The organism is Occultella glacieicola (assembly GCF_004353825.1).
GTDB classification, from domain to species: Bacteria; Actinomycetota; Actinomycetes; order Actinomycetales; family Beutenbergiaceae; genus Occultella; species Occultella glacieicola.
Genome location: NZ_SMNA01000012.1, coordinates 68,678 through 95,343 on the forward strand (window position 1 = coordinate 68,678; position 26,666 = coordinate 95,343).

The window sequence follows — 26,666 nt, forward strand, 5'->3', positions numbered from 1 at the left end:
TGTCGAGCCCAGATTCGGAAGGACCCCCATGCGAGCAGAGCTGCTCTCCGTCGACGCCGCCGCGGCATTGCTGGCCGACGGCGCCACGGTCGCCCTGGCGGCCAACGGTGGCGGGATGCTCGAGCCGACCGAGCTCATCGGCGCGATCGAGCGCCGCTTCCTGGACACCGCCTCCCCCCGGGACCTACACGTGGTGCACGCCCTCGGCGCCGGCGACCGCGCCACCCGCGGCCTGAACGGCTTCGCCCACGAGGGCATGGTCCGGCGGGTCACCGGCGGGCACTGGACCTGGTCCCCCGCGATGATGCGCCTGGCCGCCGAGGAGAAGATCGAGGCGTACACGATGCCCGCCGGCGTGATCACGCACCTGCTGCGCGAGTCCGGGGCGCGCCGCCCCGGACTGATCACCCGCACCGGCCTGCACACGTTCGCCGACCCACGCCTGAAGGGGTGCCGCGCCAATGCCAGCGCACGGGACGCCGTCGTCGACGTGCTCGAGCTGGACGGCGCCGAATACCTGCGCTACCGCCCGTTGCACGTCGACGTCGCCCTGATCCGCGGCACCGAGGTGGACGAGCGCGGGAACATCGGCGCCGACGCCGAGCCCGCGACCCTCGACGCCCTGGAGTGCGCGCAGGCCGCCCGGGGCTCCGGCGGCATCGTGATCGTCCAGGTCAAACGCCGCACCGCGGCGCCGCTGGACCCGCGCCGGGTGTTCATCCCGGCCGCGCTCGTCGACCACGTCGTGGTCGTGCCCGAGCAGCGCCAGACCTACCTCACCGAGGAGGACCACACCCTCTTCGACCCCGCACCGGCGCTTCCCGAGGGCGTCCCGGCCCGCTTCCTCGACCCGATCCGGGCCGTCGTGGCCCGCCGGGCCGCGCTGGAGGTGCGCGCCGGTGACGTGCTCAACCTCGGCTTCGGCATGAGCGCCGACGTCGCCGCCGCCCTGCGCGAGGAGGGTCGCCTGCACGAGGTGACCCTCGCCGTCGAGCAGGGTCTCTACGACGGCACCCCGGAACTGGGCGACCTGTTCGGGATGTCCGTGGGGCCGTCCGCCCGGGTGAGTTCCGCCGTCCAGTTCGACACGTTCGCGACCGGGATCATCGACACCACCTGCCTCGGCATGGCTCAGGCGGACGCCCACGGCAACGTCAACGTGTCCGCGTTCGGCGGCAAGGTGATGGGCCCGGGCGGCTTCGTCGACATCAGCCAGTACGCCCGCACGTCGGTCTTCTGCGGCGCCTTCAGCGCCAAGGGCCTGCAGATCGAACTGGACGACGGCGCAGTCCGCCTCGTGCGCGAGGGTGCGGTCCCCAAGTTCGTCGCCGACGTCGACGACGTCACCTTCTCCGGGCACCTCGCCGCCCGCGAGGGCCGGCGCGCCCTGTACGTCACCGAACGCTGCGTGTTCGAGCTGACCCCCGAGGGACTCGCGCTGACCGAGGTGGCGCCCGGGATCGACCTCGAGCGCGACATCCTCGCGCGCCTGCCCTGGCGGCCGATCATCCGGGACCTGCGCCCGATGCCCGCCGCCGTCTTCGCCCCCATCGACCCCGTGCTGCAGGAGCAACCGTGATCCTCACCCAGAACCCCGACCACGTCGTCCTCACCCTGGACCGCCCCGCGCTCCGCAACGCGATGGACCTGGACGCGTGGACCGCCCTGCGCGAGGCCATCGAGGCCGCACCCGCGAACCCTTCCAACCGGGCCGTGGTGATCCGCGGCGACGCGCGCTCGTTCAGCGCCGGCAACGACATCGACGCCATGCGCGAACTGGACGGCCCGGACGCCGCGGTCGCCTACTTCGTCGACGGGATGCTGCCCACGTTCGCCGCGATGGCCGCCGCTCCCCTGCCCGTGATCGCCGTGGTCGAGGGCGCCGCGCTCGGCGGCGGACTCGAGATCGTCCTGGTCAGCGACCTCGTGATCGCCGGCCCCGGCGCCACCTTCGGCCTGCCCGAGACCCGGATCGGCGCGTGGCCCACGGTCTTCCTCGGGGCCGCCCCGTCCTCGGCGACCCGCCGGTTGACCGCACGCCTGGCCCTGACCGGCGAGGTGATCGGCCCGGCAGAGGCGCTGCAGCACGGCCTGGTCAGCCACGCCGTCGACCGTGCCGACACTGTCGACGCCGCACTGGCCCGGGTGCTGGCCGGCATCGGCGCCACAGGACCGGACGCCACCGCACGCACCAAGCGCTGGCTCAACCGGGAACTGCTCGGCACCGGGATGGCCGACGCGGCCGCGGCGCTGAGCGAGCTGTCCCGCGAGACCTTGCAGGGCAGCGAGTTCGGGGAGCGGATGGCGGCGTTCCTGGCGGCGCGGGCCGAGCGGGCGGCTCGGCGGGCGGCCGTGGGGGTCGACGCGGCCGCGCGGTGAACGCGCCCGCCATCGCGATCGGTACCGGGGCGGTCCGCGCCGGCGCTACGGTGCGCACGTCGAGACACACCGATCGAGGGAGTTGAGTCGTGACGCAGGCATCGAGACCGTCCGGGGCGCCGGTGCGACCGAACATCCTTCTGATCGTCTCAGACGACCACGGCTACGGTGACCGCGGCTACCTGCAGCACGACCCAGCGGTGCGCACGCCCGGCCTGGACCGACTGGCGGCGACCGGCGTCAGTTGCACGGACGCCTATGTGACCGCGCCGATCTGCAGCCCGTCGCGGGCAGCCATCATGTCCGGGCTGTACCAGCAGCGCTGGGGGGCCACCTGGTTCGGGAACTCCGGGTTCGCACCGGACCGGGAGACGCTCGCCGAACAACTGGCCGGGCTGGGCTACCGGACGGGGTACTTCGGCAAGGTGCACTACGGCGCCGAACAACCCGGCGACCGCGCCTGCCCACCGCACCACGGGTTCGAGGCGACCTTCTACGGCCTGGCCGGGCTCCAACAGGGTCGGCTCAACTACCTGCATCACTCCGATGATGCGGTGCAGCGGTACGGTCCCGAGGCCTCGTGGCGGATGGGCGTGCAACCGATGCTGGTCGGGGACGATGAGGTGGAGGTCGAGGGCTTCCTCACCGACGAGATCGGCCGACGCGCCCGGGAGTTCGTGGCCGCGGACGACGACCGTCCGTTCTTCGCCATGGTGGCCTTCAACGCCGTCCACAACTTCTGCTGGCAACTGCCGGAGGCGGAACTGCGCCGCCGGGGACTGCCGTCACGAGCGGACTGGCACGACGCCGACGGTGAGTACGAGGACTGGTACGACGGCGTCATCTCACCGAACCTCGACCACGGACGCGAGTACTACCTGGCCCAACTCGAACTGATGGACGCGCAGATCCTGGCATTCCAGGATCAGCTCGAGGCACTCGGTGTCGCGGATGACACCTTGGTGGTCTACCTGACCGACAACGGCGGCTCGACCTGCAACTACGGCGACAACACTCCGCTGTCCGGATCGAAGTACACCCTCGGCGAGGGCGGGATCCGGGTCCCCTTCCTGGTCCGGTGGCCGGCAGCCGCCTGGGCGGACGGCGCCGTGCGGGCCGGACCGGTCAGTTCGCTGGACCTGTATCCGACCCTCCTCGCCGCTGCCGGCGGGACCGACCTGCCGGCCTGCGACGGCGTCGATCTCGCTCCACTGCTGGCTGGCGGCGAGATCGCCGGTCGGGAGTCGCTGCACTGGGACTGCGCGTTCCAGTGGGCCGTGCGCAGTGGTGACCTGAAGTTGCGCTGGGTCGACGGCGCCGGCCCGGAGGCCGAGGGGATCCGACGGATCGAGCACGCCGACCCGGGCGACGGCCTCACCTTGCACGATCTCGCTGTCGACGTCGGCGAGCAGCACGACCTGTCGGCGGAGCGGCCCGGCGACGTCGAGCGACTGACCGCGCTGCATCTGGCCTGGCGTACGCAGATCGGCTACCACGTCGGGTGAACCGTCCGAACACTAGGGTGGCCCGATGGGCCGGACGAACTATCTGATCGAGGGCCTCTCGGGCACCGGCAAGACCACCGTGTGCGACGAACTGCAGCGGCGCGGTCACCACGCCATCCACGGTGACCGGGAACTGGCCTACCGCGGGGACCCCGAGACCGGTAGGCCGACGGCGGGCTTCGGACACGAGCACCACATCTGGGACGTCGACAAGGTCCGGGCCCTGGTCGCCGACCGCGAACACGCCGCCACCTTCTTCTGCGGCGGCTCCCGGAACTTCTCGAAGTTCATCGACCTGTTCGACGGCGTCTTCGTCCTCCGTGTCGACCTCGCCACCCTGAATCGACGGCTCGACGAGCGCCCGGACCAGGAGTGGGGCGGTGGACAGCCGACGGAACGCGATCGCATCGTTCACTGGCACCGCACGAACACCGACGTCCCGGCGAACGGCATCGCCATCGACGCCACCGCACCGGTCGAGCGCGTGGTCGACGAGATCCTTCGTCGGTGCGAGACCGACAGGTAGGTGCGATGCCGCACGGTATCCGCCGCCGGCGCCCGGGACGTCGGCGCCGAGGGGACCTCGTGGCCTACGCCAGCCGGATCCGCAACGTCGCCGGGCTTCCCGACTCCCTGGCGTCGATGTTGATGTTCACGCCCGGCGCCGACTCCGCCCGGACCTGCTGCAGACCGAACGCGAGTGCCGCACCGCCTCCCGCAGCGGCCCGAACGTAGTCGGTGACGTCGACCGTGTACGTTCGCACCTCCGTGTCGAGGATGACGGACCCGAGTTGCTCGGTCATCGGGGGTCGGTTGTTCCAGGTCAGCGCGCGCTCCTCCCAGAGTGCGCTGGTCCCGAACACGCCGACCGTGGCACTGGGGGTGCCGTCGGTCACGCGGCCGCCGATCTGGAGTTCGGCGGAGACGAAGTCACCGGTCGCGAGTGCGGGGAAGCGCAGGTACGCCTCCCGGTGGTAGTTGGGGCTGCTGTCGTTCTTCAGGGCGAGCGCCGACGTGGTTCCGGTGTTCGCGTCCGCGTAGGTGCCCGAGCGCACGAACGTGTCGGCGTCGGTGACGATCAGCTGGAGGGTGGGGTCGGTCACGGTCAGTTCCGCGAGTGCCCAGCGCAGCTGACGCTCGAACTCCACCACGGTCACCACGCGGGTGGTGCCGATCCCGACGGCGTTCAGCCCGCCATCGTCGTTGACCTCGGCAACCTGCGGATCCAGGGTGAGCCACTCCCAGGTCGCCGCAGGCGGGTCGATCGTCGCGCCGGTGGACAGGTAGGCGGTGGCGCTCACCTGCGCCTCACCTCCGACGGTCAGCTGCGCCGGCGCCTCCAACTCCACCCGGTCGAACTGCACCGGTGGGTCCGGCAGGGTGACCGGATGCCCCGGCACGGAGAACTCCGCGACGCTGTTCCAGGCGTTGGTCGAGTTGCCGTAACCGGTGTACCGCACGTACCGGGCGAGCACGCCGTCGAAGGTGAAGATCTCCACTCCTCCTGAGGTACCGGAGACCTGGTCGGCCAACACGCTGACCCATGCGCCGCCGTCGGAGACCTCGATGCTGAAGTAGGACGCCCGACGATCACCCTGATACCAAGCGATCCCGACCGCATCGACAGAGACCACCGCGCCGAGGTCCAGGCGGATCCACTCGCCGCTGCCCTGCGACGACCACCGGGTGAACAGGTCGCCGTCGACCACATTGACCGGCAGGTTTCCGTCGTCACCGCTGGCCACCACGGGCTGCCCGGGCCGCAGGTCGGAGACCTCGTGCCGAACGCCGACCGTGTACGTGCGTTCCTCACGCCCCGCACCGACGCGCAGCACGGCCTTGCCCGGCACCGCGTCGAGCTGCGTCACGCGCAGCGGTCCACGGACCGAGCCGGACACGACGGGCGCCGACGCACCCTCGGGCACGACCACGGTGTAGTCGAAGACGTCCGGACGGAAGCCCGGCAGCGCGGCACCGTCCACGCTCAGGTCGCTCAGCCGCCAACCCGGTCGACCCAGCGCCCACTCCTCGAGTGGAGTCACCGGCAGAGCGGTCGGTGCACTCTCACCGTCGCGTAGCGGCGAGATCTGCACGGCGAACACCCCGCTGGTGACCCCGGCAACGCGGATCGCCAGCTTCGATGTGCCGGCGTTGAGGTTCTGGGTCGGCTGCGGCGAGGTCCACAGCGGGGAGGACGGCATCTGCACGAACGTCTCCGTCCCGGTGCCGAGCAGCCGCAGCAACAGTCGCGCGTCACCGGCGATGAGCTCCGCCGCGCGTCCATCGGTGGCGATCTGGACCACGGCCCCCGTGTGCAGGAACCACCACACGTCGGTTGCGGCGGCGCAGGTGAACTCATCCTGGACGATCACCTGACGGCGCTCGTCCAGCATCCGGATCCCGCGTTGCCACGAGGTCAGTGCGGGTGTTGCCGCCCCGAGGTCAAGCACGGTGATCGCCTCCTCGGCGATCGCCTCGTGCCGCACCACCTGGGCCCCGGCCCGCTCGGCCTGACCACCCTGCAGCGACGGTCCCGCCAGGAGAGTGTTCTGCCCATCGGTTCGCTTGCGGTAGTACTCCCAGCGCTGGCCGGCCACACCGGCGGCGAAGTATCCCGGGAGGTTGTAGTCGTCGGCGCCGAGGTCGAGAGCCCACCGGACGCCGAGCGCATCCAGCACGAACGTGCCCAGGTCGAGGTCGGAGTGGTTCGTCGCGTTCGAGCCACCCTTCACCCCCACGAACAGGGCCGCCTGATCGGACCACGAGGAGCGCGAGGTCGTCACCTGGACGCCCTCGTAGAAGTGGTCGAGTGCGCGATCCTGCCAACGCGTGGCACCCGGCTGGGAGTGCGACGGATCGAACCAGATCACATCCGTGACCTCGGCGTTGAGGTCGGCACGGAAGGCGGCCCAGTCCGTCAGGGCGGGCTGGTCGAACTGGCCGGCGAGCCAGAAGAACTCCGTGCTCCGCGGCGGCGAGCCCGCGCTGTCGTAGTAGTTGAACGCCTGGCCCGACGCACCGGTGAGATCGATCGGGAAATACCCGGTCTCGGCCAGGCCCGGCTTGTTCTCCAGATCAGCGGCGCCTCCGCTGGCGCTGATCAGGCTGGCGAGGTACTTGACCAGATAGCCGGTGCCGTAGGACCAGTACCCCGTGCCCTCCGGGTAGCCACCGTCCGGCGCGTACTCGTCGGCGGCCCTGGGCACGCTCACCAGCCCCTTGGCGATGAGGTCCCCGGCGATCTCCCGATACTCCTGCGCAACGGCGAGCGAGCCCATGGTCAACCCACCGTTGCAGACCGCGTTCCAGTTGTGTGCGGCCTTTGTCCAGAACGCACCGTCGGCGTATTCCTGCTGCCCCGGTTCCAGTCCCTTCGTCACGATGGTCGCGGCAAGGAGTTCACGGCGATCGGGCGTCCAATACTCGTGGAGCCAGTCGTAGCCGATGGCGAAGGCATGCGTCATCCCGGCCGTGTCCAGGAAGTGCGACGGGTTCCAGTCCGGCCACGCCGCGGCTCCCTCGAGTTCGTCCCAGAGCCGTTCGGCGTAGGTGTCGTCCCCGGTGAGCTGGTAGGTCAGGGCGAGCACGTACGAGCGCAGGATCACCGGGGCATGCGTCATCCGTTTGCCATCCGGGATCTCGTAGACCTGCACCGGCAGACCAAGCAGATCATCCGCCTGCGCCACGATGCTGTCTGCCCACGCGGCCACCCGGGGCACGGTGGTCACCTTCTGGGTGATGTCGGCGAAGTCGGTGAGGAGGAGCCTGGGATGGGTGGTGATGACATCGTCGATCAGTTCCGCCGGAGTGGCCGGCGCGGCGGCGCTGGGCAGCGTGCCACGCGGTGCGATCAGGCCAAGCCCGACGCCGATGCCGATGGCCGCCGACCCCAGCAGGAAGCCACGCCTGGCCACGTACGGGGCACCTGGTTCGCCGACCCCGGCACCGGTGTCGCGGGTGGGTGCAGAGCCCGGATCGTCTGGGGCCGTGCGTGAGTTCATGCCGCTGCTCCTTTGCTGACGGACGTCCTGGGGTGATCGAACCACCGCGCCGACGAGGATCCGCCCGCTCGAACATTTCCGAACTTCTCACCGGTCCGCTACCGTCGGCGGGATGACCCTGCAGGCGTGGCGACGGCGTCCCTGACGTGGTGCGGGCCGCTCGCCACGATCGACTGCTGCGACTGGTGCGCACCGAGGGTGTGATCGTCGTGAGCCGGGCGGCTGCGTCGCTCGGCGTCACGGAGGTGACCATCCGGCGCGACCTCGCCGAGCTGGCCGAGGCCGGGCTGCTGGAGCGCGTCCATGGCGGCGCGGTCCTACCCTCTCCCGCGGGTCCTGGGGCGCCGCGAGCGCGCCCGGCACTTCGGATCGGGTTCCTCACGCCGAACGTGACCTACTACTTCGGCGCGGTGATCAAGGGCGCGGAGTCCGCGGCGTCAGCGCTGGGCTACCGGCTGATCTACGGTGCACACTTCTCGCGCACCACCACGGAGTTGCGGCGCCTGGACCAGCTCGGCCAACTCGACGTGGATGGCCTGATCGTGACGCCCGGTCATGAGAGTGAGGCGAAGCTCGCCACCTACCAGCGTCTGGACGAGATCAGCACACCACTGGTGGTCTGTGAGCGTCCGCTGTCCTTCCCCGACCTGCAAGTGGAACGCGACCGGGTGTCCTCCGACCACGCCTACGGAGCGCTGCTCGGCCTGCAGCATCTGGCGAGCCTCGGACACCACCGGGTCACCTGGGTCTCGGTCCCGACCGCGACATTCGCAGCCCTGGAGCAGGGCGTCACCCGCGCGCGAGCGACCGTGGACCTGGACCTGCAGGACCTCGGCTGTGCGCTCCCCTGGGAGGCAGGGCGACCGCAGGCGAAGGCCATTGTCCGAGTCCTGGACGCGATCGAGAGGCACGACAGCACCGCCCTGTTCATCCACTCCGACATACAGGCCGTCACCGTTCTCGAGGCAGTCCTCGAGCGGGGCTGGCGTGTACCCGAGGACCTGACCCTGCTCACCTACGACGACGAGCTCGCCGCCGACGCGAGCATCCCGATCAGCGCCGTCAGCCCGGCCAAGCGCGAACTCGGCACCAGAGCAGTGGAACTCCTGCACCGCCGCATCGAGGATCGCACCCACTCCGCACCGATAGAACAGGCGATGCTGCTGCCACGGTTGCAGGTGCGCGCCTCGTCCGGCCCGCCGCGACGCCACCCACTCGAGCGGCAGGAGTAACTAGAACCCGGTGGGCAGCCATTCCGGCTTGCGCTCGTCCACGTGGAACCGGGCGTAGTAGTCGCCCACCTGCTCGAAGTGGCGCTCGTACTTGTCCATCTTCTCCGGATCCAGTTCCACGCCCAGACCCGGGCCGGTGGGCACCGCGATGGCGCCGTCCTGGTAGGTCATCTTGCCGCCGGCGATGATGTCGTCGGTGAGGTAGTGGTAGTGCGCGTCCCCCGCGGTGGTCATCTCCGGGATGGTCGCGGCGGTGTGCAACATCGCGGCCAGCTCCACGCCGAACTCGACGCCGGAATGCATCGCCACGCCCAGCCCGAACGTGCGGCACACCGCGGCGAGGTCCTTCACCCCGCGCGGGCCCTGCCAGTAGTGGAGGTCGGTGAGCACGATGTCCACGGCGTCCATCCGGATGGCCGGCCCGAGATCGTCGAACTTCGCCGGGTACATGTTCGTGGCGATCGGGATGCGCACCTGCGCTCGGACCGCGGCGTTGCCGACCAGCCCCCAGGCCGGGTCCTCGAACCACTCCGGGGCCACCGCCTCCAGGCGGCGCCCGATCCGTACCGCGGTGGGCACCGACCAGCCACCATTGGGATCGATCCGGAGCCGGTACTCGGCGCCGAACCGGTCCCGGCAGAGCTCGAGTACGCGCGCCTCCTCGGTCGGGTCCAGCACACCGGCCTTGAGCTTCATCGCGCTCACACCGAGCGTCTCGTTCAGCTCCTGGCACTGGTCCGCCATGTCCTCGGCGGTGCGGTCGTCGCCGCCGCCCGGTCGGTCGTAGCGCCAGAAGAGATAGGCGATGAACGGGACCGCCTCCCGCACGCGCCCGCCGAGCAGATCGGACATCGGCCGTCCGAGTGCCTTGCCCTGGATGTCCAGGCAGGCCATCTCGATCGCGGCGTAGAGGCGGTCGTTGGACAGGTAGTAGATGGCCCGCAGGGTCTTCAGCTTGAGCAGTTCGAGCCGGAACGGGTCCGCTCCGATGATGCGCGGACGCAGCCGTTCGAACGCACCGCGCTGGTCACCGCCGCCCACCTCCCCCAGGCCGACGATGCCCTCATCGGTGACGAGCTCCAGGATCGTACGTATGAAGTAGCCGGGATGGACGCCGGTGTTGTGCCGCAGCTTCGCGTGGGTCGGGATGGCCACGGTGCGCACCCTCATGTCCACGATCCTCATCGACCACTCCCTCTTGTTGCATCATTTCGAACGACACTTGCATTCATCTCAACCGATGCTACCTTGTGGTGCACTTGCCACAACGCCGACCGCCACTGACGACGAGGTCACGGATGAACCCCTACGAGTACGCCCTACCCGTTCCCGAACTGATCGAGCGCTACCGCAAGACCTACACCGGAGCCGTCTACGACATCCTCGACGAGATGGGGCTCCCCCACCAGGCGCTCGCCACGGCGCTGAGGCCGGTGAAGGACCACTGGGTCGTCGCCGGCCCCGCGTTCACCATCAAGGGCATCCCGGACCCGACCGGCGACCCCGGGCTGCGCGATCGCCGCATCCATCTGTTCGAGGCGATGAAGGCCACGGGCGTGCCGATCGTGGATGTGCGGGACACGAGTTTCGACGACCAGGCCGCACACTACGGCGAGATGAACGCCACCCTCGGCGCCGCCAACGGGGTGGTCGGCGCCGTGGTGGACGGCGGCTCTCGCGACACCCGGTTCCTGGTGGACCGCGACTTCCCGGTCTTCTGCCGCTACCTCACCCCGGTGGAGGCGGTGAAGCGCTGGAGCTACTACGACTGGCAGATCACCGTGGGCCTGCGCGGCGCCCTCACCTCGGTTGTGCAGGTGTCGCCGGGGGACTTCATCATCGGCGATCTCGACGGCGTCGTGGTGATTCCGAGGGACGTCACCGTCGAGGTGCTGGAACGCACCGAGGAGTTGGTGCAGCGCGAGGACGAGGTGCGAGCGGAGTTCCTGGCCAGCCCTGATCCGGTGGCGGTCTATCGCAAGCATGGTCGGCTCTGACCCATGCCGACCGCAGTCGGGGCCCGCACGGCACTGATCACCGGATCCACGAGTGGGATCGGGGCGGCGATCGCCGACGCCCTGGAAGGTGCGGGCGCCACCGTCGTTCGGCATGGACTGCCGGGCCCGACGGCGGAGGGCGGCCCGAGCGGGTCGGTCACCCAGGAGCTCGGGGTCGGCCCGACGGCGCCGTTCGAGCACGATCTTTCCGTCGAGGGCGCCGGGGCAGCCCTGGCCGCCGACACGCTGCGCCGCGGCCCCGTGGACATCCTGGTCCACGCGGCGTCGGTCCAGGTCCGCGCCGCGTGGACCGACATCAGCCCCGCCGACGCCCGGCGCCAGCTCCAGGTGAACCTGCTCTCGGCCGTCGAACTGTTGCAGGTGCTGGTGCCCCCGATGGCAGAGCGGGGATGGGGCCGGATCCTGGCGATCGGGAGCGTGCAGCAACGTACGCCGCACCCGCAGATGGCGATCTACGCGGCGACCAAAGCAGCCCAGCACAACCTGCTGCTCGGCCTCGCAAAGCAACTCGCGCCGTCGGGCATCACGGCGAACACGCTCTCACCCGGCGTGATCGAGACGCCGCGCAACGAGGCGGCCCTGTCCGAAGCGGCCTACCGTGCACGAGTCCTCGAGGCCATCCCCGTCGGCCGGATCGGCCGCGCGGAGGACCTCGTCGCCACCGCGCTGCTGCTCTGCTCGGACGCGTCCGGCTACCTCACCGGGCAGGACCTGGTGGTCGACGGCGGCATGTCACTGTGAGCCCTCAGCCGGACAGCGCTCCGGAGACCTCTCCGGCCACCCGCGCCACGGCGGCGCCGAGTTCGTCGACCCTCGGGTCCACCCGGAATGACGGGCCTGCGAGCGTGATGGCGGCGATCGGCTCGCCGCGCGGGTCGGTGATAGCGGCGGCCAGGCGGGTCACGTCGTCGTGGCGGTCCACGGCCGCCCAGCCGCGGATCCGGGCCTGGCGCACGTCGGCGCGCACCTCCTCCAGGTCGAGCGCCGCGTGGCTCACGGCGGCGTTCGCACGGATCTGATCCAGGAGCCGATCCCGGTCGGCCTCCCCCATCGTGGCCAGGATGGCACGCCCCATCGCCGTGCGCTGCAACGGTGTCCTGGTGCCGATCACGGACTGGACGGTGACCGTCTGCCCGGACTGCTCCTGTGCCACGTAGACCACGTGCACCCCCTCGCGCACGGCCAGGTACACGGTCTCCCCTGTGGCATCGCGCAGGCCCATCAGCTGCGGCCGGGCCAGACCCACCAGGTCCTCGTGATCGGCCCGATAGGCCTGCGCCAGCCACAGACACCGGGACCCGAGGACGTAACGCCGGTCGCGAGCGCGCTGCTGGACGTAGCCGAGCTCGCGCATCGTGGCCAGCAGACGGGACGCGGTGCTTTTGTCGGTGCCGACCTTCGCGGCCACGTCGGTCACGCCGATCCCGTCTCCCGCAGCTGCGACCAGTTCCAGGACGGACAGGCCGCGCACCAGGGTGCTGGCCGCCGCCGGGACCGCGGCGGTCGGACCCTGTGGCGCCTGTGCTCGTGGCATGTCTCTCCTCACTCGCACGCGACAGGTTTCCGCCAGTGCTGTCGCCCTAGTTGTGTTGCGCTTACGGTGGCAGTTGTTGCGACAACAGCAATTACCGACCTTCGGTCAGGGTACTCCCCGTCGCTGAGCACCTGCCGCGATCAACGATGCGAGTCCGCGGGTATCGAGGTCCCGCGCACGTCCCTCCGGTATTGTCCCGGCGACCTGCCGGTCACGCGCTTGAACGCCACTCCCATGTACTCGCTGTGCCGGAACCCCAGCCGCTCGGCCACCTGCGGCAGCGTCAGATCTGTCGTCGACAGCAGGTCCGCCACTCGTTCCATCCGGACCCGGGTGATCTCGGCATGGACCGTACGCCCGAGTTCCTGCACGAACCGTTGGTCGAGGGCACGCCGCGACGAGCCCACGTGCCGCAGGACGTCGCCGACGACAACCTCGTGGTGCGCACGATCGCGGACGAACCGCAGGGCGGACACCACCTGAGGGTCGTCGACCGAGAGGATGTCTGACGACTGCCGTGCCACGATCCGAATCGGTGGGATCAGCCGCAGGCCCGGCTCCAGGACCTCGCCCGCCATCATCCGGTCGAGCATCGCAGCCGCGAGATGACCGGTCCGGGTGGTGTCCGGCTGGATACTCGACAGTGATGGCGATGTCAGCGTCGCGATCAACTCGTCGTTGTCCACCCCGAGCACCGCCACCGCGTCCGGCACCGGGATGTCGGCCAGCCGGCAGGCTTCAAGGATCTCCTGCCCGGCAATGTCGTAGCAGCCCAGCACGCCCACTGGCTTCGGCAGGGCCCCGAGCCAACCTGCCAGCGCTTGCCGGTCCCGCGACCGCATCCCCGACCGCCGCATCGCGAACACCCGCGCGTTCCCACCACGCTCCGCCACGTGGTGAACGAACCGCTCCGCGCGCACCCGCGACCACCCGAACCGGTCGTCGCCGCAGAACGCGAACTCACGCACGCCTCGCTCGGCGAAGTGCTCCACCGCGATTCGCGCGATGTCGTCGTCGTCGGTCTCGGCCCCGGGGAGCTCCGGCACCAGTCTCGCGGCCGACAGATCCACCGTGGGCAACCCCAGCTCGCGCACCAGGTCTGCCGTCTCGGTGTTCTCGACTCGTGCGATCAGTCCGTCTCCCTGCCACCCCTCCAGCCACGAGAAGTCGGTCTCGCTCCGGCTGTGCTCTGCCACATACAGCGACCAACCGTGGTGCGCACGCACGTACGTCCGGATCCCGGCGAGCAGCCCTCGCGCATACGCGTTCGAGGTCTCGATGAGCAGCGCCACCTGACGGACCGGATGGGCAGCGGCCGTCATGCCAGAAATCGAAGGAAGTCGGCTATATATCGCATCGCAGCGGCGCCACCCGTCTCCCTAGCATTGAGGGCAGACGGTAACAGCCGGCCCGGTGACGAAGCCTCGGAGCCATCCCATGAACCCTGGGATACTCCGACCGTGTAATTTTTCTCATGGGAGCACATAATCCCACAGGATGCCTACCGGCACCCGCACCTGTCAGCAACGACGCGAACGGGAACCACATGACCACCACCATCTTGGAAGGCCAACGCCTCCGGGCTCCGTCGGAACCACCACGACGGCGCCCGGCCGGTCGCCGCGCGATCGCGCCCTACCTTTTCCTGACGCCATGGCTCATCGGCCTGCTCGCGTTCGTGGTCGGGCCCATGATCGTCTCGCTCTACCTGTCCATGACGGACTACAACTTCCTGCAGGACCCCACGTTCGTGGGGTTCGACAACTACGTCCGCATGTTCACCAGCGATCCTCGCTACCTCGCCTCGGTCGGCGTGACGGCGGTCTACGTGCTGGTGTCGGTGCCGCTGCAACTCGCCTTCGCGCTCGGGCTGGCACTGCTGCTCGATCGTGCGATCGCGGGCATCGCGATCTATCGCGCAGTCTTCTACCTGCCCTCGCTCATCGGATCGAGCGTGGCGGTCGCGGTGCTGTGGCGCACCGTCTTCGGCGCCGACGGCCTCGTCAACTCCGCACTGGGCCTGCTCGGGATCGAGTCCACCCGCAGCTGGGTCGGCAACCCCGACACCGCGCTCATGACGATCATCGCGCTCAACGTCTGGACCTTCGGGTCACCGATGATCATCTTCCTCGCCGGCCTGCGCCAGATCCCGCGTTCGTACTACGAGGCCGCGGAGGTCGACGGCGCCGGCCCGGTCCGGCGGTTCCTCAACATCACCGTCCCGCTGCTGACGCCGATCGTCTTCTTCAACCTCATCCTGCAGACGATCTACGCCTTCCAGGCGTTCGTGCCGGCCTACATCGTCAGCAACGGCTCGGGTGGCCCCGCCGACTCCACCCTCTTCTACACGCTCTACCTGTATCAGCAGGGCTTCACGAGCTTCCAGATGGGCTACGCCTCCGCGATGGCGTGGGTGCTGCTGGCCGTCATCGCGATCGTCACCGGCATCAACTTCCTGCTCTCGAAGTACTGGGTCTTCTACGGGGACGGTGACCGATGAGCGCCGCCGACCTCGCCGACGCCCCGCGGCGCCAGAGCTCGCTCACCCGCCGCGTCGCGATGCACGTGCTGCTCATCCTCCTCGCGCTCGGGATGCTCTACCCGCTGCTGTGGATGATCGTCAGCTCGCTGCGGGAGAACTCCGCGATCTTCAGCGACGCCTCGCTCGCGCTGCGCAACCTCAGCCTCGACAACTACAGCCGCGGCTGGGACGCCCAGCAGAACTCCTTCGCCACCTACTTCGGCAACAGCTTCCTGATCACCGGGCTCGCGATCGTCGCGAACATCGCCGCCTGCTCCCTCACCGCCTACGCCTTCGCCCGCATGACCTTCCGCCTGAAGGCGTTCTTCATGGCGATCCTGCTCGGCACGATCATGCTGCCCGAGCACGTCACGATCGTGCCCCAGTACGTGCTGTTCTCCGAGCTCGGCTGGTTGAACACCTTCCTGCCGCTCACGGTGCCGAAGTTCTTCGCCACCGAGGCCTTCTTCGTGTTCCTCATCGTGCAGTTCATGCGCGGCATCCCCCGCGACATCGACGAGGCCGCCGCACTCGACGGCTGCGGCCCGTTCCAGACCTACTCGCGCATCATGCTGCCCCTCATCACGCCGGCCCTGGCGACGACGGCGATCTTCTCCTTCATCTGGACCTGGAACGACTTCTTCCGCCCGCTCATCTTCCTCACCGACAACAGCCTCTTCACCGTCCCGCTGGCGGTGCGACTGTTCGCCGACATCGGCGGCACGGACTGGGGGGCGCTCTTCGCGATGTCGGTGCTCTCACTGCTACCGATCTTCATCTTCTTCGTCTTCGGTCAGCGCTACCTGATCCGCGGCATCGCAACCACGGGACTGAAGTGAGCACGGCGGAGAAGGTGCGGGTCGCCGTCGTCGGCGCCGGATCGTTCGGGCAGGCGCACCTGCGGGCCTACGCCCAGCTCGAGCGGGCCGACGTGGCGTGGGTCTGCGATGCAGACGTCGACGCCGCCCGGCGGACTGCCGCCGAGTTCGACGTCCCGCACGTCGCCACCGACCTGGCCGCCGTGCTGGCCGACCACGAGGTCCAGGTGGTCGATCTCGTGACCCCGGTCGCGCTGCACGCCCCGCAGGCGACGGCCGCTCTGCAGGCCGGCCGATCGGTCATCTGCGAGAAGCCGATGGCGCTGGACCTGTCGGAGGCGCTCCTACTCGCCGACGTCGCCGCGTCCTCGCCCGGAGCGCTGCTGGTCAAGTACCACCAGCGGTTCGACCCCGTGCACGAGCGGATGCGAGACCTTCTCGCCGAAGGCACCCACGGCACCGGGCTCGTCGCCCATATCGAGATCCTCGGTGACCACCTGGCTGCCCTGCGCTCACGCGAGCACTGGCGCGGTGACCCGCGCATGACCGGCGGCGGCTGCCTGTTCGAGTCGGGCTCACACCTCATCGACCTTGCTCACTTCTGGTTCGGACCCGCCGCCCGGGTCACGGCGACCACCCACCAGCTCGCGGCCGACAACCCGGACAAGGGCGAGGACACCGCCACCCTGGTGGTGCAGTTCGCGAGCGGCGCCGTCATGACGCTCGTCGGGTTCTGGGGGGCACCGGGATGGGACTGGCGCAAGGAGGTCTTCACCTCCCGCCAGGTGCGGCTGTCGGTCGAGACCGGAGACAGCAACGCCCTCCGGCTGCGCGAGCGTGACGGCACCGACCGGGTGCTCGCGGTCGAGGACGACTGGTTCGCCCGCTCCGTGCGCCGCTCGCTGGCCCACGCACTCGACTGCGCCGCCGGCGACGCCCGTCCGCAGGTGACCGTCGACGACGCGCTCGCCTCGATGCGCACCCTCGATGCGGCCTACCGCTCGGCACGAGAGGGGCGGACCGTTGAACTGGCGTGAGGCTACCGTCGCCGACCTGCTCCGGGGGCGAACCGGCGGCCGGACCGCCCGCCACGTCGGTCCGCCGGCCACCGGGACCCTGACCGGCCTCACGTCGGATGCCCGCTTGTCGCGGCGTCCGACCCGCCGTCCGACGACGCCGCGCGCGCCGTTCGGCGAACGGGTGCTCGACGGCACGCGCACCGTCGCCATGCTCGCCGCCGTCAGCGCGATCGTCCTCGTGCTCGCGGTCCCGGTCCTCACGCTGCTGCCGGGCCTCGCGGCAGGCTCCCAGGTGCTGGCCGGACACCTGGCCGGCCGCCGGGTCCGCCCGCTGCGCGACACCCTCGCGCTCGTGGTTCGGACCACCCCGGTCACCTGGCCGGTCAGCGTGGCCGTCGCCCTCGGTCTCGCCGCCGTCGGCGCCAACCTGATCTTCCTCGCCCAGCAGGCGACCGTCCTGGCGGCCTACCTGCTCGCCGTCAACCTCGCCGTCGTCGCGCTCGGTGGCTGCTGGACGGCCGCCTGCGCCCGCGAACTCGCCGATGACCCCGGCCGCACCCGCCGCGAACTCCTGCGGGCGGGCACCACCCGGGCCGTGCACGTCGGCCGCTGGCACGCGGCTCTCGCACTCGGCGCGGTGCTCGCCGTCGCTCTCGTGCTCGTCAGCCCGCTCGTCGCAGCCTTCTTCGCCCCCGGCCTCGCCCTGCTCCTGGGTCGGCTCGCCGACCCCCGTCCCATCCCCGCCCTTCGAGAGGTGACCCCGTGACCGCCCCCCTGCGCCTGGCCTTCCTCGGTGTGACGCACCCCCATGCCGCTGCCTGGGCCGACGCCGCTCACGCCGACCCGCGCACCACCATCGTCGCCGTCCACGACCCCGACACCGTCGCCGGCCGCGCATTCGCCACCCGTTACGACACATCCGCACGACCGACGAGCGGCGACGCGCTCCGAGAGGTCGACGCCGTCGTCGTCGACGGCCGCAACGACGAGGCAGTCGCCTTCGCGCTCGCCGCGATCGATGCCGGACTACCGGTCTTCGTCGAGAAGACCGGCGCGCGCACCGCGGCCGAACTGGCCGACGTCGGCGAACGCGCCCGCGCGGCCGGTGTCGTCAGCCAGATGGGCTACTTCGCCCGCTACTCCGACGCCGTCGAGCGCACCGCGCGGACGCTTGCCGACGGCACGTTGGGAGACCTCTACCTGGCCCGGTTCCACTCCGCGATCCCCCACCAGGCGTGGCGCACGATGGCGCACTGGTTCGCCGATGGCACGAACGTCGTCACCCCGTTCATGGAGGCGGGCTGTCACATGGTCGACGTCGTCCGGCACCTGCTCGGCGAGCCCGAGGAGATCCGCGCCACCCGTGTCCGCCGGCCAGGCACCCCCAGCCCGGGTGAGGACGCGCTCGCCGCGACGATGCGCATCGGCGGGACAGTGGCCACCATCGACTTCACCGCCCACGAGGCCGACCCGTGGAACACGGCTTGGGGCGGCGAACTCTTCGGCGACGCCGCCACGCTTCGTTTCCACATCACCCCCGCCCGCACGGCGCTCGGCACCGGGACGCACGTACCGGACGTGATCTCGCCGGTCGCGCACGACGACGCCGACGCGATCCGGGCCTGCATGGCTACGGAGAACGTCGAGCTGATGCGGCGCGGGATGTCCGCGTTCGTGGACGCCGTGCACGGCACCGCCCCGAGCCCCGTCGACGTCGCGGACGGCGCCCGCACGCTCGCCGTCATCGAGGCGGCCCTGGCCTCCTGCGAAGTCCCTGGGACCAACCCGGCGGTCCACCCCATATCCGCGTCAGCCGGCGCTCCATGACCGGACCCACTGCGCCACACGCCCCTGTAACACCCGACCCGGTCGCGAGGACGCGACCCCTCCGAGAGGAACGACCATGATCAGCAGAAGACTCCTGCTCCGCTCCACCGGCGTTGCGTTCGGCGCCGCCGCGATCGGCGCCACCGCCGCCTGCGGGCAGGGCGGCGGCAACGCCGCCCCGGAGGACGACGACGCACCGAAGGACATGCGCTTCGCCTGGTGGGGACACGAGGAGATGAACCGCACCACCGCCGAGGCGATCGACCTCTACAACAGCCGGTCGGAGAACGTCACCATCACCGGTGAGAACGCCTCCTGGGATGACTTCTGGGATCGGATGGCGACCCAGATCGCGGGCGACAACGGCCCGGACGCGATGCAGATGTCGAACCAGATGATCGTGGACTACGCCCAGCGCGGCGCCCTGCTCGATCTCGAGGAGTACATGGGCGACGTCATCGACACGAGCACCTGGAACGAGGACCTGCGGTCCTACGGCGTCATCGACGGCATCCGCGCCGGCGTCCCGATCAGCACCGACGGCTTCACGGTCCTCGCCGATCGTGACCGGGTCGAGGAACTCGGGCTCTCCCTGCCCGAGGAGGGATGGACCTGGGACGACCTGGCCGAGCTCGCCCTGGCGATCCGCGAAGGCGGCGGCGACGATCTGTACGGCATGTCCGACGGATCCGGCCGCTATGAGCTGCTTGAGCCCTGGGTGCGCGGCCGCGGCAAGCGGTTCTTCAACGCCGAGGACACCCCGGTCACCCTGGGCTTCGAGAAGGAGGACCTCGCCGAGTTCTGGGAGTGGTGGGCGCGCATGCGGGCCGACGGCGGCTGCGTCACCCCCGACATCGAGGCCGAGAACCTCAGTCACGAGACCAGCCCACTCGTCGGGGGCCGCGCGCCGCTGTACTTCACCACGACGAGCGAGCTCACCGGCATCCGAGCACTGATGGAGTCGTCGATCCAGGCGTTGCCGATGCCCGACACCGCCGGCGGCGACAAGCCCGCGAACTTCGTGCGGCCGAACCTCTTCATGAGCGCCTGGGCCGGCACCCCGTACCCGACGGAGTGCGCGCGGTTCCTCGACTTCTGGATCAACGACCCCGAGGCCGTGGAGGTCATCGGCAACTCCCGCGGGGTGCCGCCGAGCCCAGAGGCGGCCGTCCTCGTCGAGGACGAGCCCGACGCCTCGGGCCTGCGCACACCCTCGGAATACCTCGCGCTCATCACCGAGATCGGCTCGCCGATGGACTACCTGACGCCGCGGTCCGGCCGTGACGTCTACCAACTCCTCGGGCGTATCGCCGAGGAGGTCCGCTTCGGCCAGACGGACATCCCGACGGCGGTCGACAGCTTCTTCGACCAGGCCGCGTCGACCCTCGCCTGACCTCAGACCTGCACCACCCATCCAGAAGGAGAAGCATGCGTTTCAGCAACAAGGTCGCCGTCGTCACCGGTGGCGGAGCCGGAATCGGCCGACAGACCGTCAACATTCTGGCTGCGGAGGGCGCGACGGTCGTGGTCGCCGACTTCGACGCCGATCGGGCGGAGAAGGCCCGCGCGGCCGCTCTGGAACTCGGTGCGCCGGACGCAGCGGCCATCCAGCTCGACATCGCATCCGAGGACGACGCGATCGCGCTGGCAACGCTCTGCCGCGACCGGTTCGGCGGGGTCGACATCCTCGTCAACAACGCGGCGGCGCGGGTCTACGGTCCGGTGACCGAGGCGACCCTCGAGTCCTGGAAGTTCATCACGGACGTCAACCTCATCGGCCCCGGTCTGACCTGCAAGCACCTCATCCCGCTGATGGCGGGGCGCGGCGCGGCGATCGTGAACATCTCGTCGGCGAACGGCGTCGTCGGGCGGCCGGGAATGGCGCAGTACGACGCCACCAAGGCGGGCGTGCTCGGACTCACCCGCTCGCTGGCCTGTGACCACGCCGACCAGGGCATCCGGGTCAACGCCATCCTGCCGGGCCCGACGCTCACCGACTTCCACAAGGACCGCGCCGCCGAGGCCGGCCGCGAGATCGATCCGACCATCACCGAGCCCCACGAGGGCGGTCCGGGTGTGCTGCGCCGTCAGGGCCGGCCGGAGGAGGTTGCGCACGCGGTCGCCTTCCTCGCGAGCGACCACGCCTCCTACGTCACCGGAGCGTGCCTGTCGGTCGACGGCGGGCTGGCCGCGCTCTCCGGCAGGCTCGGATGAGCCACGGTGCCGCGTCGACGGCGGCGCTCGGGAGCATCCCGTGACGGTTCGGGTGGCCCTGGTCGGGCTCGGTTTCGGCGCCGAGTTCATCCCGATCTACCAGGCGCACCCGGACGTCGAGCTCGTCGCGATCTGTCAGCGGGACCGGGGCAAGCTCGACGCGATCGGGGATGCCTTCGGCGTCGAGCGGCGGTACACCTCCTACGAGGAGCTGCTGCGCGACGAGGAGATCGACGCCGTCCACCTCAACACGCCCATCCCCCTGCATGCCGACCAGTCGGTGGCCGCGCTGGAGGCGGGCAAGCACGTGGCCTGCACGGTGCCCATGGCGTCGTCGGTGGAGGACTGCGCTCGGGTGGTCGCCGCCGCCGACGCGAGCGGGCGCACATACATGATGATGGAGACGGTCGTCTACTCGCGTGAGTTCCTGCATGTGCAGCGGCTCTACCGAGAGGGCGAGCTCGGGCGCCTGCAGTTCCTGCGCGGGGCGCACCATCAGGACATGACCGGCTGGCCCGATTACTGGGCCGGCCTGCCGCCGATGCACTACGCCACCCACGCCGTCGGTCCGCTGCTGGCCCTGGCGAGCGCCCCCGCGGACACGGTGTCCTGCGTCGGGTCCGGGCGGATCCCGGAGGATCTCCAGGCCCGGTACGGGTCGCCGTTCGCCGTGGAAAGCGCGCACATCACCGTACGGGACAGTGACGTCACCGCCGAGGCAAGCCGGTCACTGTTCGCGACGGCACGCGAGTACGTCGAGAGCTTCGATGTCTACGGCTCGCTGGCATCGTTCGAGTGGGCACAGACCGAGGCGGGTACGCCGGTGCTCTTCCGCGGCGAGGAGGCGTCGTCGCTGACGGTGCCGGACTATGCCCACCTCCTGCCTGAGGAGATCCGGGCGTACACCACGCGCGGTGTATACGATGCCGAGAATGCGCATCTCTCATTCGCGCAAGGCAGCGGGCACGGCGGCTCGCACCCGCACCTCGCCCACGAGTTCGTGCGGAGCCTGGTCGAGGGTCGGGAACCGTCGATCGGCGCTCGCACGGCAGCGAACTGGACCTCGGTCGGGCTGCTCTCCCACGAGTCGGCGATGCAGGGCGGCGCGACCCTCGCGCTGCCTCGGTTCTAGGCGGGGAGCACGCCTGCCGTGAGCGCTCGGGGTGGGTCCGGGTCCGATAGAGCGGCCCACCCCGAGCGGCCCCGGCTCGGCGCTGCCGGTCTGCTACGGCAACCGGTGCGTCAGCAGAGCATGCGGCACTCCAACCTCGCGCTGGTCGCCGCGCACATCTTCACCGCCGACGAGCCGGTCTCACGCGCACAGATCGTCGCCGCGAGCGGGCTGACGCGGGCCACCGTGTCGCGCCTGGTCGAGACCCTGCTCGCCGCTGCCGTGGTCGAGGAGCGCGAGCCGCCACCCTCGCGGGGGGCGGGGCGCCCGGTGCGGCCACTCGCTCCGGCGGCCGGGACACACGTCGCGCTCGGGCTCGAGGTCAACACGACGAGCCTCGGCGGGTGCCTGGTCGATCTGGCCGGGAACGTGGTGGCCGAGCGTGTCGTGGACGGCGACTACTTCGCCAGCGACCCGACGGCGGTGCTCGCCGACCTCGCCGCTCTCGCCGACGCGCTTCTGGCCGGGCACTCGGCGAGCGGACGACGACACGTGGGCTCGCACGTGTCGTTGCCCGGCGCGGTCGACAACGGAACGATCGTCGTGGCACGCAACCTCGGTTGGCACGACCTCGACATCCTCGGCCGGCTCGGCACGGACCCCCGGCTGGGTGCGCGCCCGCTGCGGCTCGGCTCGGTCGGCCCGATGTCGGCGCTCGCCGAGAGCCGCTACCGGGAGACGTCTCGGGGCGGTGGCTCCTTCGCGTGGGTATCGGGCGACAACAGCATCGGGTCCTCGATCATCGTCGACGGGCAGCTCGTCACCGACATGATGGGCTGGGACGGGAACGTCGGCTCGATCCCCGTCGGGGGCACGGTCGTGGGTGGACGCCCTCTCGAGCGAGAGCCCCTCGACGAGTACGTCGGACGGCGCGCGCTGCTCCGGCGTGCCGGGCTGCCGACGACGACAAGCATCGAGGAACTCGCCGAGATCGCCCACGCCGGGTCCGCGGCCTCCCTCGAGGCGGCGCTGGCCGACGCCGGCGCGGCCCTCGGCGAGGTGGTCGCGACGATGATGACCCTGGTCAGCACCCCGGTCGTCGTCTTCGGCGACACTCTCGCCGCCATCCTGCCGTTCGTGGCCGAGCAGGTCGACGTGGCACTGCGGCAGCGCCTCCCCGCAGGCCACGTCCTGCGGCCCCGGCTCGAGGCCTCGATCACGTCCTCACACGCCGCCATGCGCGGCGGTGCGCTCAGCATCCTCGAAGAGGCGCTCGCCGATGCGGAACGATGGCTCGTGAAGCCTGCGGTCCTGGGTGGTTGATCGCATCGGCTCCCAGACGTGCACCGCCCGCCTATCCTGTTGTGCTGATCGTGACGCGCCCGAGTGAGGAGCCCTCAAACATGACCAACGACAACGTACGCGGCTTTGCGATCGCCTACCTGGAAGACGTGGAGGTCGGGCCCGAGATCCTCGAGTACATGTCGCAAGTCGAGTCGACGTTCGTGCCCTTCGGCGGCCAGTGGCTCGTCCACGGAACGCTCCCGCAGGTCCTCGAGGGCCCGCTGCCCGGCAACGTCGTGATCATCGAGTTCCCCAGCGCCGGCCACGCCCACCGCTGGTACGCCTCACCCGACTACCAGGAGATCATCGGCCTGCGTGCCGAGCACTCACGCTCGGTCCTGGCGGTGCTGACCGGGGTCGCACCGGGATACCGCGCCGAGGAGACCGTGGCCCAGCTGCGGTCGGCCGTCGAATCAGGATCCGACTGACCCGAAAGCTCCCAGCGGGACGAGCCCCGGGTCGGGGCCCCCTGGCGTTGGCGACGACCAAGGCGACTGGCTACCGTGAGTCGCATGCGCACACGAACGATCGGGAACGTAACCCTCGGCACGGACGAGGTCGGAGCGATCGGGCTCGGACTGATGACGTTCGACCAGACCGGCCCGCAACCGCGCGAACAACTCGCCGAGACCGTCAGGGCGGCCCTCGACGCCGGGGTCACCCTCTTCGACACCGCCGACGCCTACGGCCCGGGAGAACTGCTCGGCGCCGACTGCCAGGGCGAGAACGAGAAACTGATCGCCTCACTGCTCGACGAGCTCGGCGTACGTGACCAGGTCCGGCTGGCCACCAAGGGCGGGTGCGTGCGCACCGACGGCGGCGGCTGGTCACGCGACAGCTCCCCCGAGCACCTGCGCGAGGCCGTGGACGCCAGCCTGCGGCGCCTCGGCGTCGACCAGCTCTGGCTGTGGCAGCACCACCGACCGGACGAGACCCGCGACTACGACGAGACGATCGGCGTCCTTCGCGAGATCGCCGACTCGGGCAAGGTCCGCGCGGTCGGCCTGTCGAACGTCAACCCGCACCAGATCCGGGCCGCGCACGCCGTACTCGGCGACCACCTCGTCAGCGTCCAGAACCAGTTCTCCCCCGCGTTCCGCTCCAGCCACCCCGAGATCGAGGTGTGCGACGAACTCGGCCTCGCGTTCCTGCCATGGAGCCCGCTCGGCGGCCTCGGCAGCGCGAAGGACCTCGCCGACAAGCACCCGGCGTTCGCGCAGGTAGCCGCCGACCGGGGGGTGAGCCCGCAACAGGTCGCCCTCGCATGGGAACTAGCCCAGGCGCCAGGCGTCATCCCGATCCCCGGTGCCAAGCGGCCCACCTCCATCGCCGACTCGGCCGCCGCAGCCGACCTCGAACTCACACCGGAGGAACTCACACTGCTCAACCGTGAATGACCCGCATGCCAGGTCCGCGAACCTGACCGCTCGACGGCGGCCGGTCGCGCTCGTGCGCGTCACTGGTCGACGACGGCCATCGCGTCGATCTCGACCAGCATCTGCGGCCACGGCAGCCCGACGAACACCGTCGTGCGCGCCGGCAGGACGCCGGAGGGCACGTGCTCGAGCACGAACGCCTCGTAGGCGTCGTTCATCGCTGCGAAGTTGGCCTGGTCGGTCAGGAACACCCGTAACGAGACGACGTCGTCGAAGGTTCCCCCGGACGCCTCGACGACGTGACGGACGTTCTCCAGGGTCTGCGTGGTCTGCCTTCCGACGTCGCCGGCGTGGAGGTACGCACCGGTCTCGGGGTCCTGCGGGCCCTGACCGGAGACCTGGACGATCTGGCCGGCGTGCACACCCTGCGAGAACGAGTGAGCCGCCGCCGGTGCCTTCGTAGTCGACAGTGCCTTCTTCACGATGTTGACCAACCTCCAGTTGGGTCGTGCGATGGTTCGTCCCGACGGTGCCGCCGGGGCGTGGATCAAACAGAAAGTCAGAAGTAGGAGTGGACGGTGCCGACCTGGCGGTACGCGTCGTCCACGAGGACCGCGCGGGGCCACTTGTCGTGGAGCGTGCAGGGGTGCGACGTGCCCAGCACCACGAGTTCTCCGACGGCGGGTTCCGCGCCGGCGGCCGTGCGCACGAAGGCGTGCTGGTCGTTCAGCTCGAACACCTCGGCATCCTCGAGCGGGCGCAGCACGCCGTCGCGGCGGTACCCCAGCGGAACCGGCAGCCCCTGGTCGTAGGGCACGTCCCGCCGTCCGGCATTGAGGATCACCAAGCCCGGTTCGGGCACGGACAGGACCTGTGCCCACACCTCACCGGCGGCGATGAAGCCGCCGTCGGCAGCAGACCCCAGCGGCGAGAGTCGCCGATAGAGGCCGTGGTCATGGGTGAGGTACGCGCCGCTGCGCAGGACGGTGCGCACCGGGCGCCCAGCCTCACGGACGGCCCCGAACACCTCCGCGACCACGTCGAAATACAGGCTGCCGCCGGCACTCAGCAGGTACTCGGAGGCGCGGCCGTCCAGCCGGCCCGCCCCGGCGACCCGCTCGAAGTGCCCGACGACGTCCCCCAGGTAGGCGGCCACGGCACCCAGCGCCTCGGGGTCCCGCGAATGGCTGACGCTGCCCTCGTAGCCGGCCAGGCCCACGAGCGCCAACACCGCCGACGCGGCCACGGCCCGGGCCACCTCGTCCACGGCCGCGGCGGTCCGGCAGCCGGTCCGCCCACCCGGGTGCCCCACCTCGAGGAGCACCGGCAACGCCGGCCCGTTGGCCTCGAGCGCCGCCTCGAGCAGCCGCACCCCCGCCACCGAGTCCACGTAGCAGAGGAACTCGAAGCCCCGGTCGCCGGCGAGTTCCGCCTGCACCCAGGCGGCGAAGGCCGGGTCCACCAGCTGGTTGGCCATCAGGATCCGCCGGGCGCCCGCGCGCCGGAACACCCGCGCCTGGGCCGGGGTCGCCACGCTGACACCCCACGCCCCGACCCGCTCCTGGAACTCCCAGAGTTCGGGCGAGACGGCCGTCTTGCCGTGCGGGGCCAGGCTGACCCCACGCTCGGCGCAGAAGCGGGCCATCAGATCGGCGTTGTGCCGCAGCGCCGGCTCCTTCAGCAGGAGCGCCGGCCAGGCCACGCCCGAGCCGGGCTCGAAGACCGTCGGGGTGGCGCCGTCGTCGGGGTTCATGAGTTCGTTCCTCG

Annotated in this window: 24 protein-coding genes; 18 read left to right on the plus strand and 6 right to left on the minus strand. The window is 70.4% G+C overall.

The annotated features are described in order from the left end of the window. Positions 1 to 28: 28 nt before the first annotated feature. The 4 genes from EXU48_RS20365 (at position 29) to EXU48_RS20380 (ending at position 4,410) form a co-directional block, all read left to right on the plus strand. Positions 29 to 1,579 (plus strand): acyl CoA:acetate/3-ketoacid CoA transferase, encoded by a 1,551-nt coding sequence (locus tag EXU48_RS20365; RefSeq protein WP_133109525.1) that lies wholly within the window; start codon positions 29 to 31, stop codon positions 1,577 to 1,579. Further along, positions 1,576 to 2,379, plus strand: coding sequence for an enoyl-CoA hydratase/isomerase family protein (locus EXU48_RS20370; protein ID WP_133109526.1), 804 nt, complete (start codon positions 1,576 to 1,578; stop codon positions 2,377 to 2,379). The genes EXU48_RS20365 and EXU48_RS20370 overlap by 4 nt, the downstream gene beginning before the upstream one ends. Positions 2,380 to 2,468: 89 nt before the next feature. Then, the gene (locus EXU48_RS20375; protein ID WP_133109527.1) at positions 2,469 to 3,884 is read left to right on the plus strand and encodes a sulfatase family protein; all 1,416 of its coding nucleotides are present in this window, start codon (positions 2,469 to 2,471) and stop codon (positions 3,882 to 3,884) included. A gap of 25 nt (positions 3,885 to 3,909) precedes the next feature. Continuing rightward, a complete protein-coding gene (locus EXU48_RS20380) occupies positions 3,910 to 4,410 on the plus strand; it encodes an AAA family ATPase (RefSeq protein WP_133109528.1) in 501 nt (166 codons plus the stop codon). A gap of 64 nt (positions 4,411 to 4,474) precedes the next feature. Here the strand turns inward: EXU48_RS20380 and EXU48_RS20385 are convergent, their stop codons facing one another. Further along, on the minus strand, positions 4,475 to 7,885 hold the full coding sequence (locus EXU48_RS20385; protein ID WP_133109529.1) for a CBM96 family carbohydrate-binding protein: 3,411 nt from the start codon (positions 7,883 to 7,885) through the stop codon (positions 4,475 to 4,477). Between the two features lie 149 nt (positions 7,886 to 8,034). Here EXU48_RS20385 and EXU48_RS20390 point away from each other — a divergent pair, with 149 nt between their 5' ends. Next, entirely contained in the window at positions 8,035 to 9,117 is a 1,083-nt protein-coding gene (locus EXU48_RS20390; RefSeq protein ID WP_268958248.1) for a substrate-binding domain-containing protein, read from the plus strand. Here EXU48_RS20390 and EXU48_RS20395 read toward each other — a convergent pair whose 3' ends face one another. Next, on the minus strand, positions 9,118 to 10,302 hold the full coding sequence (locus tag EXU48_RS20395; RefSeq protein ID WP_133109531.1) for an enolase C-terminal domain-like protein: 1,185 nt from the start codon (positions 10,300 to 10,302) through the stop codon (positions 9,118 to 9,120). It lies immediately after the preceding gene. Positions 10,303 to 10,415: 113 nt separating this feature from the next. Here EXU48_RS20395 and EXU48_RS20400 point away from each other — a divergent pair, with 113 nt between their 5' ends. Then, entirely contained in the window at positions 10,416 to 11,114 is a 699-nt protein-coding gene (locus EXU48_RS20400; RefSeq protein ID WP_133109532.1) for an RraA family protein, read from the plus strand. A gap of 3 nt (positions 11,115 to 11,117) precedes the next feature. Further along, a complete protein-coding gene (locus tag EXU48_RS20405) occupies positions 11,118 to 11,876 on the plus strand; it encodes an SDR family NAD(P)-dependent oxidoreductase (RefSeq protein ID WP_133109533.1) in 759 nt (252 codons plus the stop codon). A 4-nt stretch (positions 11,877 to 11,880) separates the two neighbouring features. Here the strand turns inward: EXU48_RS20405 and EXU48_RS20410 are convergent, their stop codons facing one another. Together EXU48_RS20410 and EXU48_RS20415 are read right to left on the minus strand one after the other, a co-directional pair. Continuing rightward, positions 11,881 to 12,669 (minus strand): IclR family transcriptional regulator, encoded by a 789-nt coding sequence (locus EXU48_RS20410; protein WP_133109534.1) that lies wholly within the window; start codon positions 12,667 to 12,669, stop codon positions 11,881 to 11,883. Between the two features lie 140 nt (positions 12,670 to 12,809). Further along, complete coding sequence (locus EXU48_RS20415; protein ID WP_133109535.1) at positions 12,810 to 13,991, minus strand: XylR family transcriptional regulator; 1,182 nt, start codon at positions 13,989 to 13,991, stop codon at positions 12,810 to 12,812. Positions 13,992 to 14,215: 224 nt separating this feature from the next. On the opposite strand from EXU48_RS20415, the gene EXU48_RS20420 reads away from it, so the two are divergent. The 11 genes from EXU48_RS20420 (at position 14,216) to EXU48_RS20470 (ending at position 24,920) form a co-directional block, all read left to right on the plus strand. Then, positions 14,216 to 15,169: a carbohydrate ABC transporter permease gene (locus EXU48_RS20420; protein WP_133109536.1), complete on the plus strand. Its 954-nt coding sequence runs from the start codon at positions 14,216 to 14,218 to the stop codon at positions 15,167 to 15,169. Next, positions 15,166 to 16,029, plus strand: a complete 864-nt coding sequence (locus EXU48_RS20425; RefSeq protein WP_133109537.1) for a carbohydrate ABC transporter permease — start codon at positions 15,166 to 15,168, stop codon at positions 16,027 to 16,029. Before EXU48_RS20420 ends, EXU48_RS20425 begins: the two co-directional genes overlap by 4 nt. Further along, positions 16,026 to 17,045 carry a Gfo/Idh/MocA family protein gene (locus EXU48_RS20435; protein ID WP_165962920.1) on the plus strand — a complete coding sequence of 340 codons (1,020 nt, stop codon included), beginning with the start codon at positions 16,026 to 16,028 and terminating at the stop codon, positions 17,043 to 17,045. Before EXU48_RS20425 ends, EXU48_RS20435 begins: the two co-directional genes overlap by 4 nt. 106 nt (positions 17,046 to 17,151) lie before the next feature. Continuing rightward, the gene (locus EXU48_RS24630; RefSeq protein ID WP_165962921.1) at positions 17,152 to 17,793 is read left to right on the plus strand and encodes a hypothetical protein; all 642 of its coding nucleotides are present in this window, start codon (positions 17,152 to 17,154) and stop codon (positions 17,791 to 17,793) included. Further along, positions 17,790 to 18,854 carry a Gfo/Idh/MocA family protein gene (locus EXU48_RS20440; RefSeq protein ID WP_165962922.1) on the plus strand — a complete coding sequence of 355 codons (1,065 nt, stop codon included), beginning with the start codon at positions 17,790 to 17,792 and terminating at the stop codon, positions 18,852 to 18,854. Before EXU48_RS24630 ends, EXU48_RS20440 begins: the two co-directional genes overlap by 4 nt. Positions 18,855 to 18,930: 76 nt before the next feature. Continuing rightward, positions 18,931 to 20,247 carry an ABC transporter substrate-binding protein gene (locus tag EXU48_RS20445; RefSeq protein ID WP_133109540.1) on the plus strand — a complete coding sequence of 439 codons (1,317 nt, stop codon included), beginning with the start codon at positions 18,931 to 18,933 and terminating at the stop codon, positions 20,245 to 20,247. Positions 20,248 to 20,282: 35 nt separating this feature from the next. Next, entirely contained in the window at positions 20,283 to 21,068 is a 786-nt protein-coding gene (locus tag EXU48_RS20450) for an SDR family NAD(P)-dependent oxidoreductase (protein ID WP_133109541.1), read from the plus strand. A gap of 40 nt (positions 21,069 to 21,108) precedes the next feature. Beyond that, positions 21,109 to 22,200: a Gfo/Idh/MocA family protein gene (locus EXU48_RS20455; RefSeq protein WP_133109542.1), complete on the plus strand. Its 1,092-nt coding sequence runs from the start codon at positions 21,109 to 21,111 to the stop codon at positions 22,198 to 22,200. Positions 22,201 to 22,320: 120 nt separating this feature from the next. Then, positions 22,321 to 23,502 (plus strand): ROK family protein, encoded by a 1,182-nt coding sequence (locus tag EXU48_RS20460; protein ID WP_165962923.1) that lies wholly within the window; start codon positions 22,321 to 22,323, stop codon positions 23,500 to 23,502. Positions 23,503 to 23,582: 80 nt separating this feature from the next. After that, a complete protein-coding gene (locus EXU48_RS20465) occupies positions 23,583 to 23,951 on the plus strand; it encodes a DUF1330 domain-containing protein (RefSeq protein WP_133109544.1) in 369 nt (122 codons plus the stop codon). A gap of 84 nt (positions 23,952 to 24,035) precedes the next feature. Next, complete coding sequence (locus tag EXU48_RS20470) at positions 24,036 to 24,920, plus strand: aldo/keto reductase (RefSeq protein ID WP_133109545.1); 885 nt, start codon at positions 24,036 to 24,038, stop codon at positions 24,918 to 24,920. A 59-nt stretch (positions 24,921 to 24,979) separates the two neighbouring features. On the opposite strand, the gene EXU48_RS20475 is transcribed toward EXU48_RS20470, so the two are convergent. Then, positions 24,980 to 25,384, minus strand: coding sequence for a RidA family protein (locus tag EXU48_RS20475; RefSeq protein WP_133109597.1), 405 nt, complete (start codon positions 25,382 to 25,384; stop codon positions 24,980 to 24,982). A gap of 74 nt (positions 25,385 to 25,458) precedes the next feature. Then, positions 25,459 to 26,652, minus strand: coding sequence for an alanine racemase (locus tag EXU48_RS20480; RefSeq protein ID WP_133109546.1), 1,194 nt, complete (start codon positions 26,650 to 26,652; stop codon positions 25,459 to 25,461). Positions 26,653 to 26,666 lie beyond the last annotated feature (14 nt).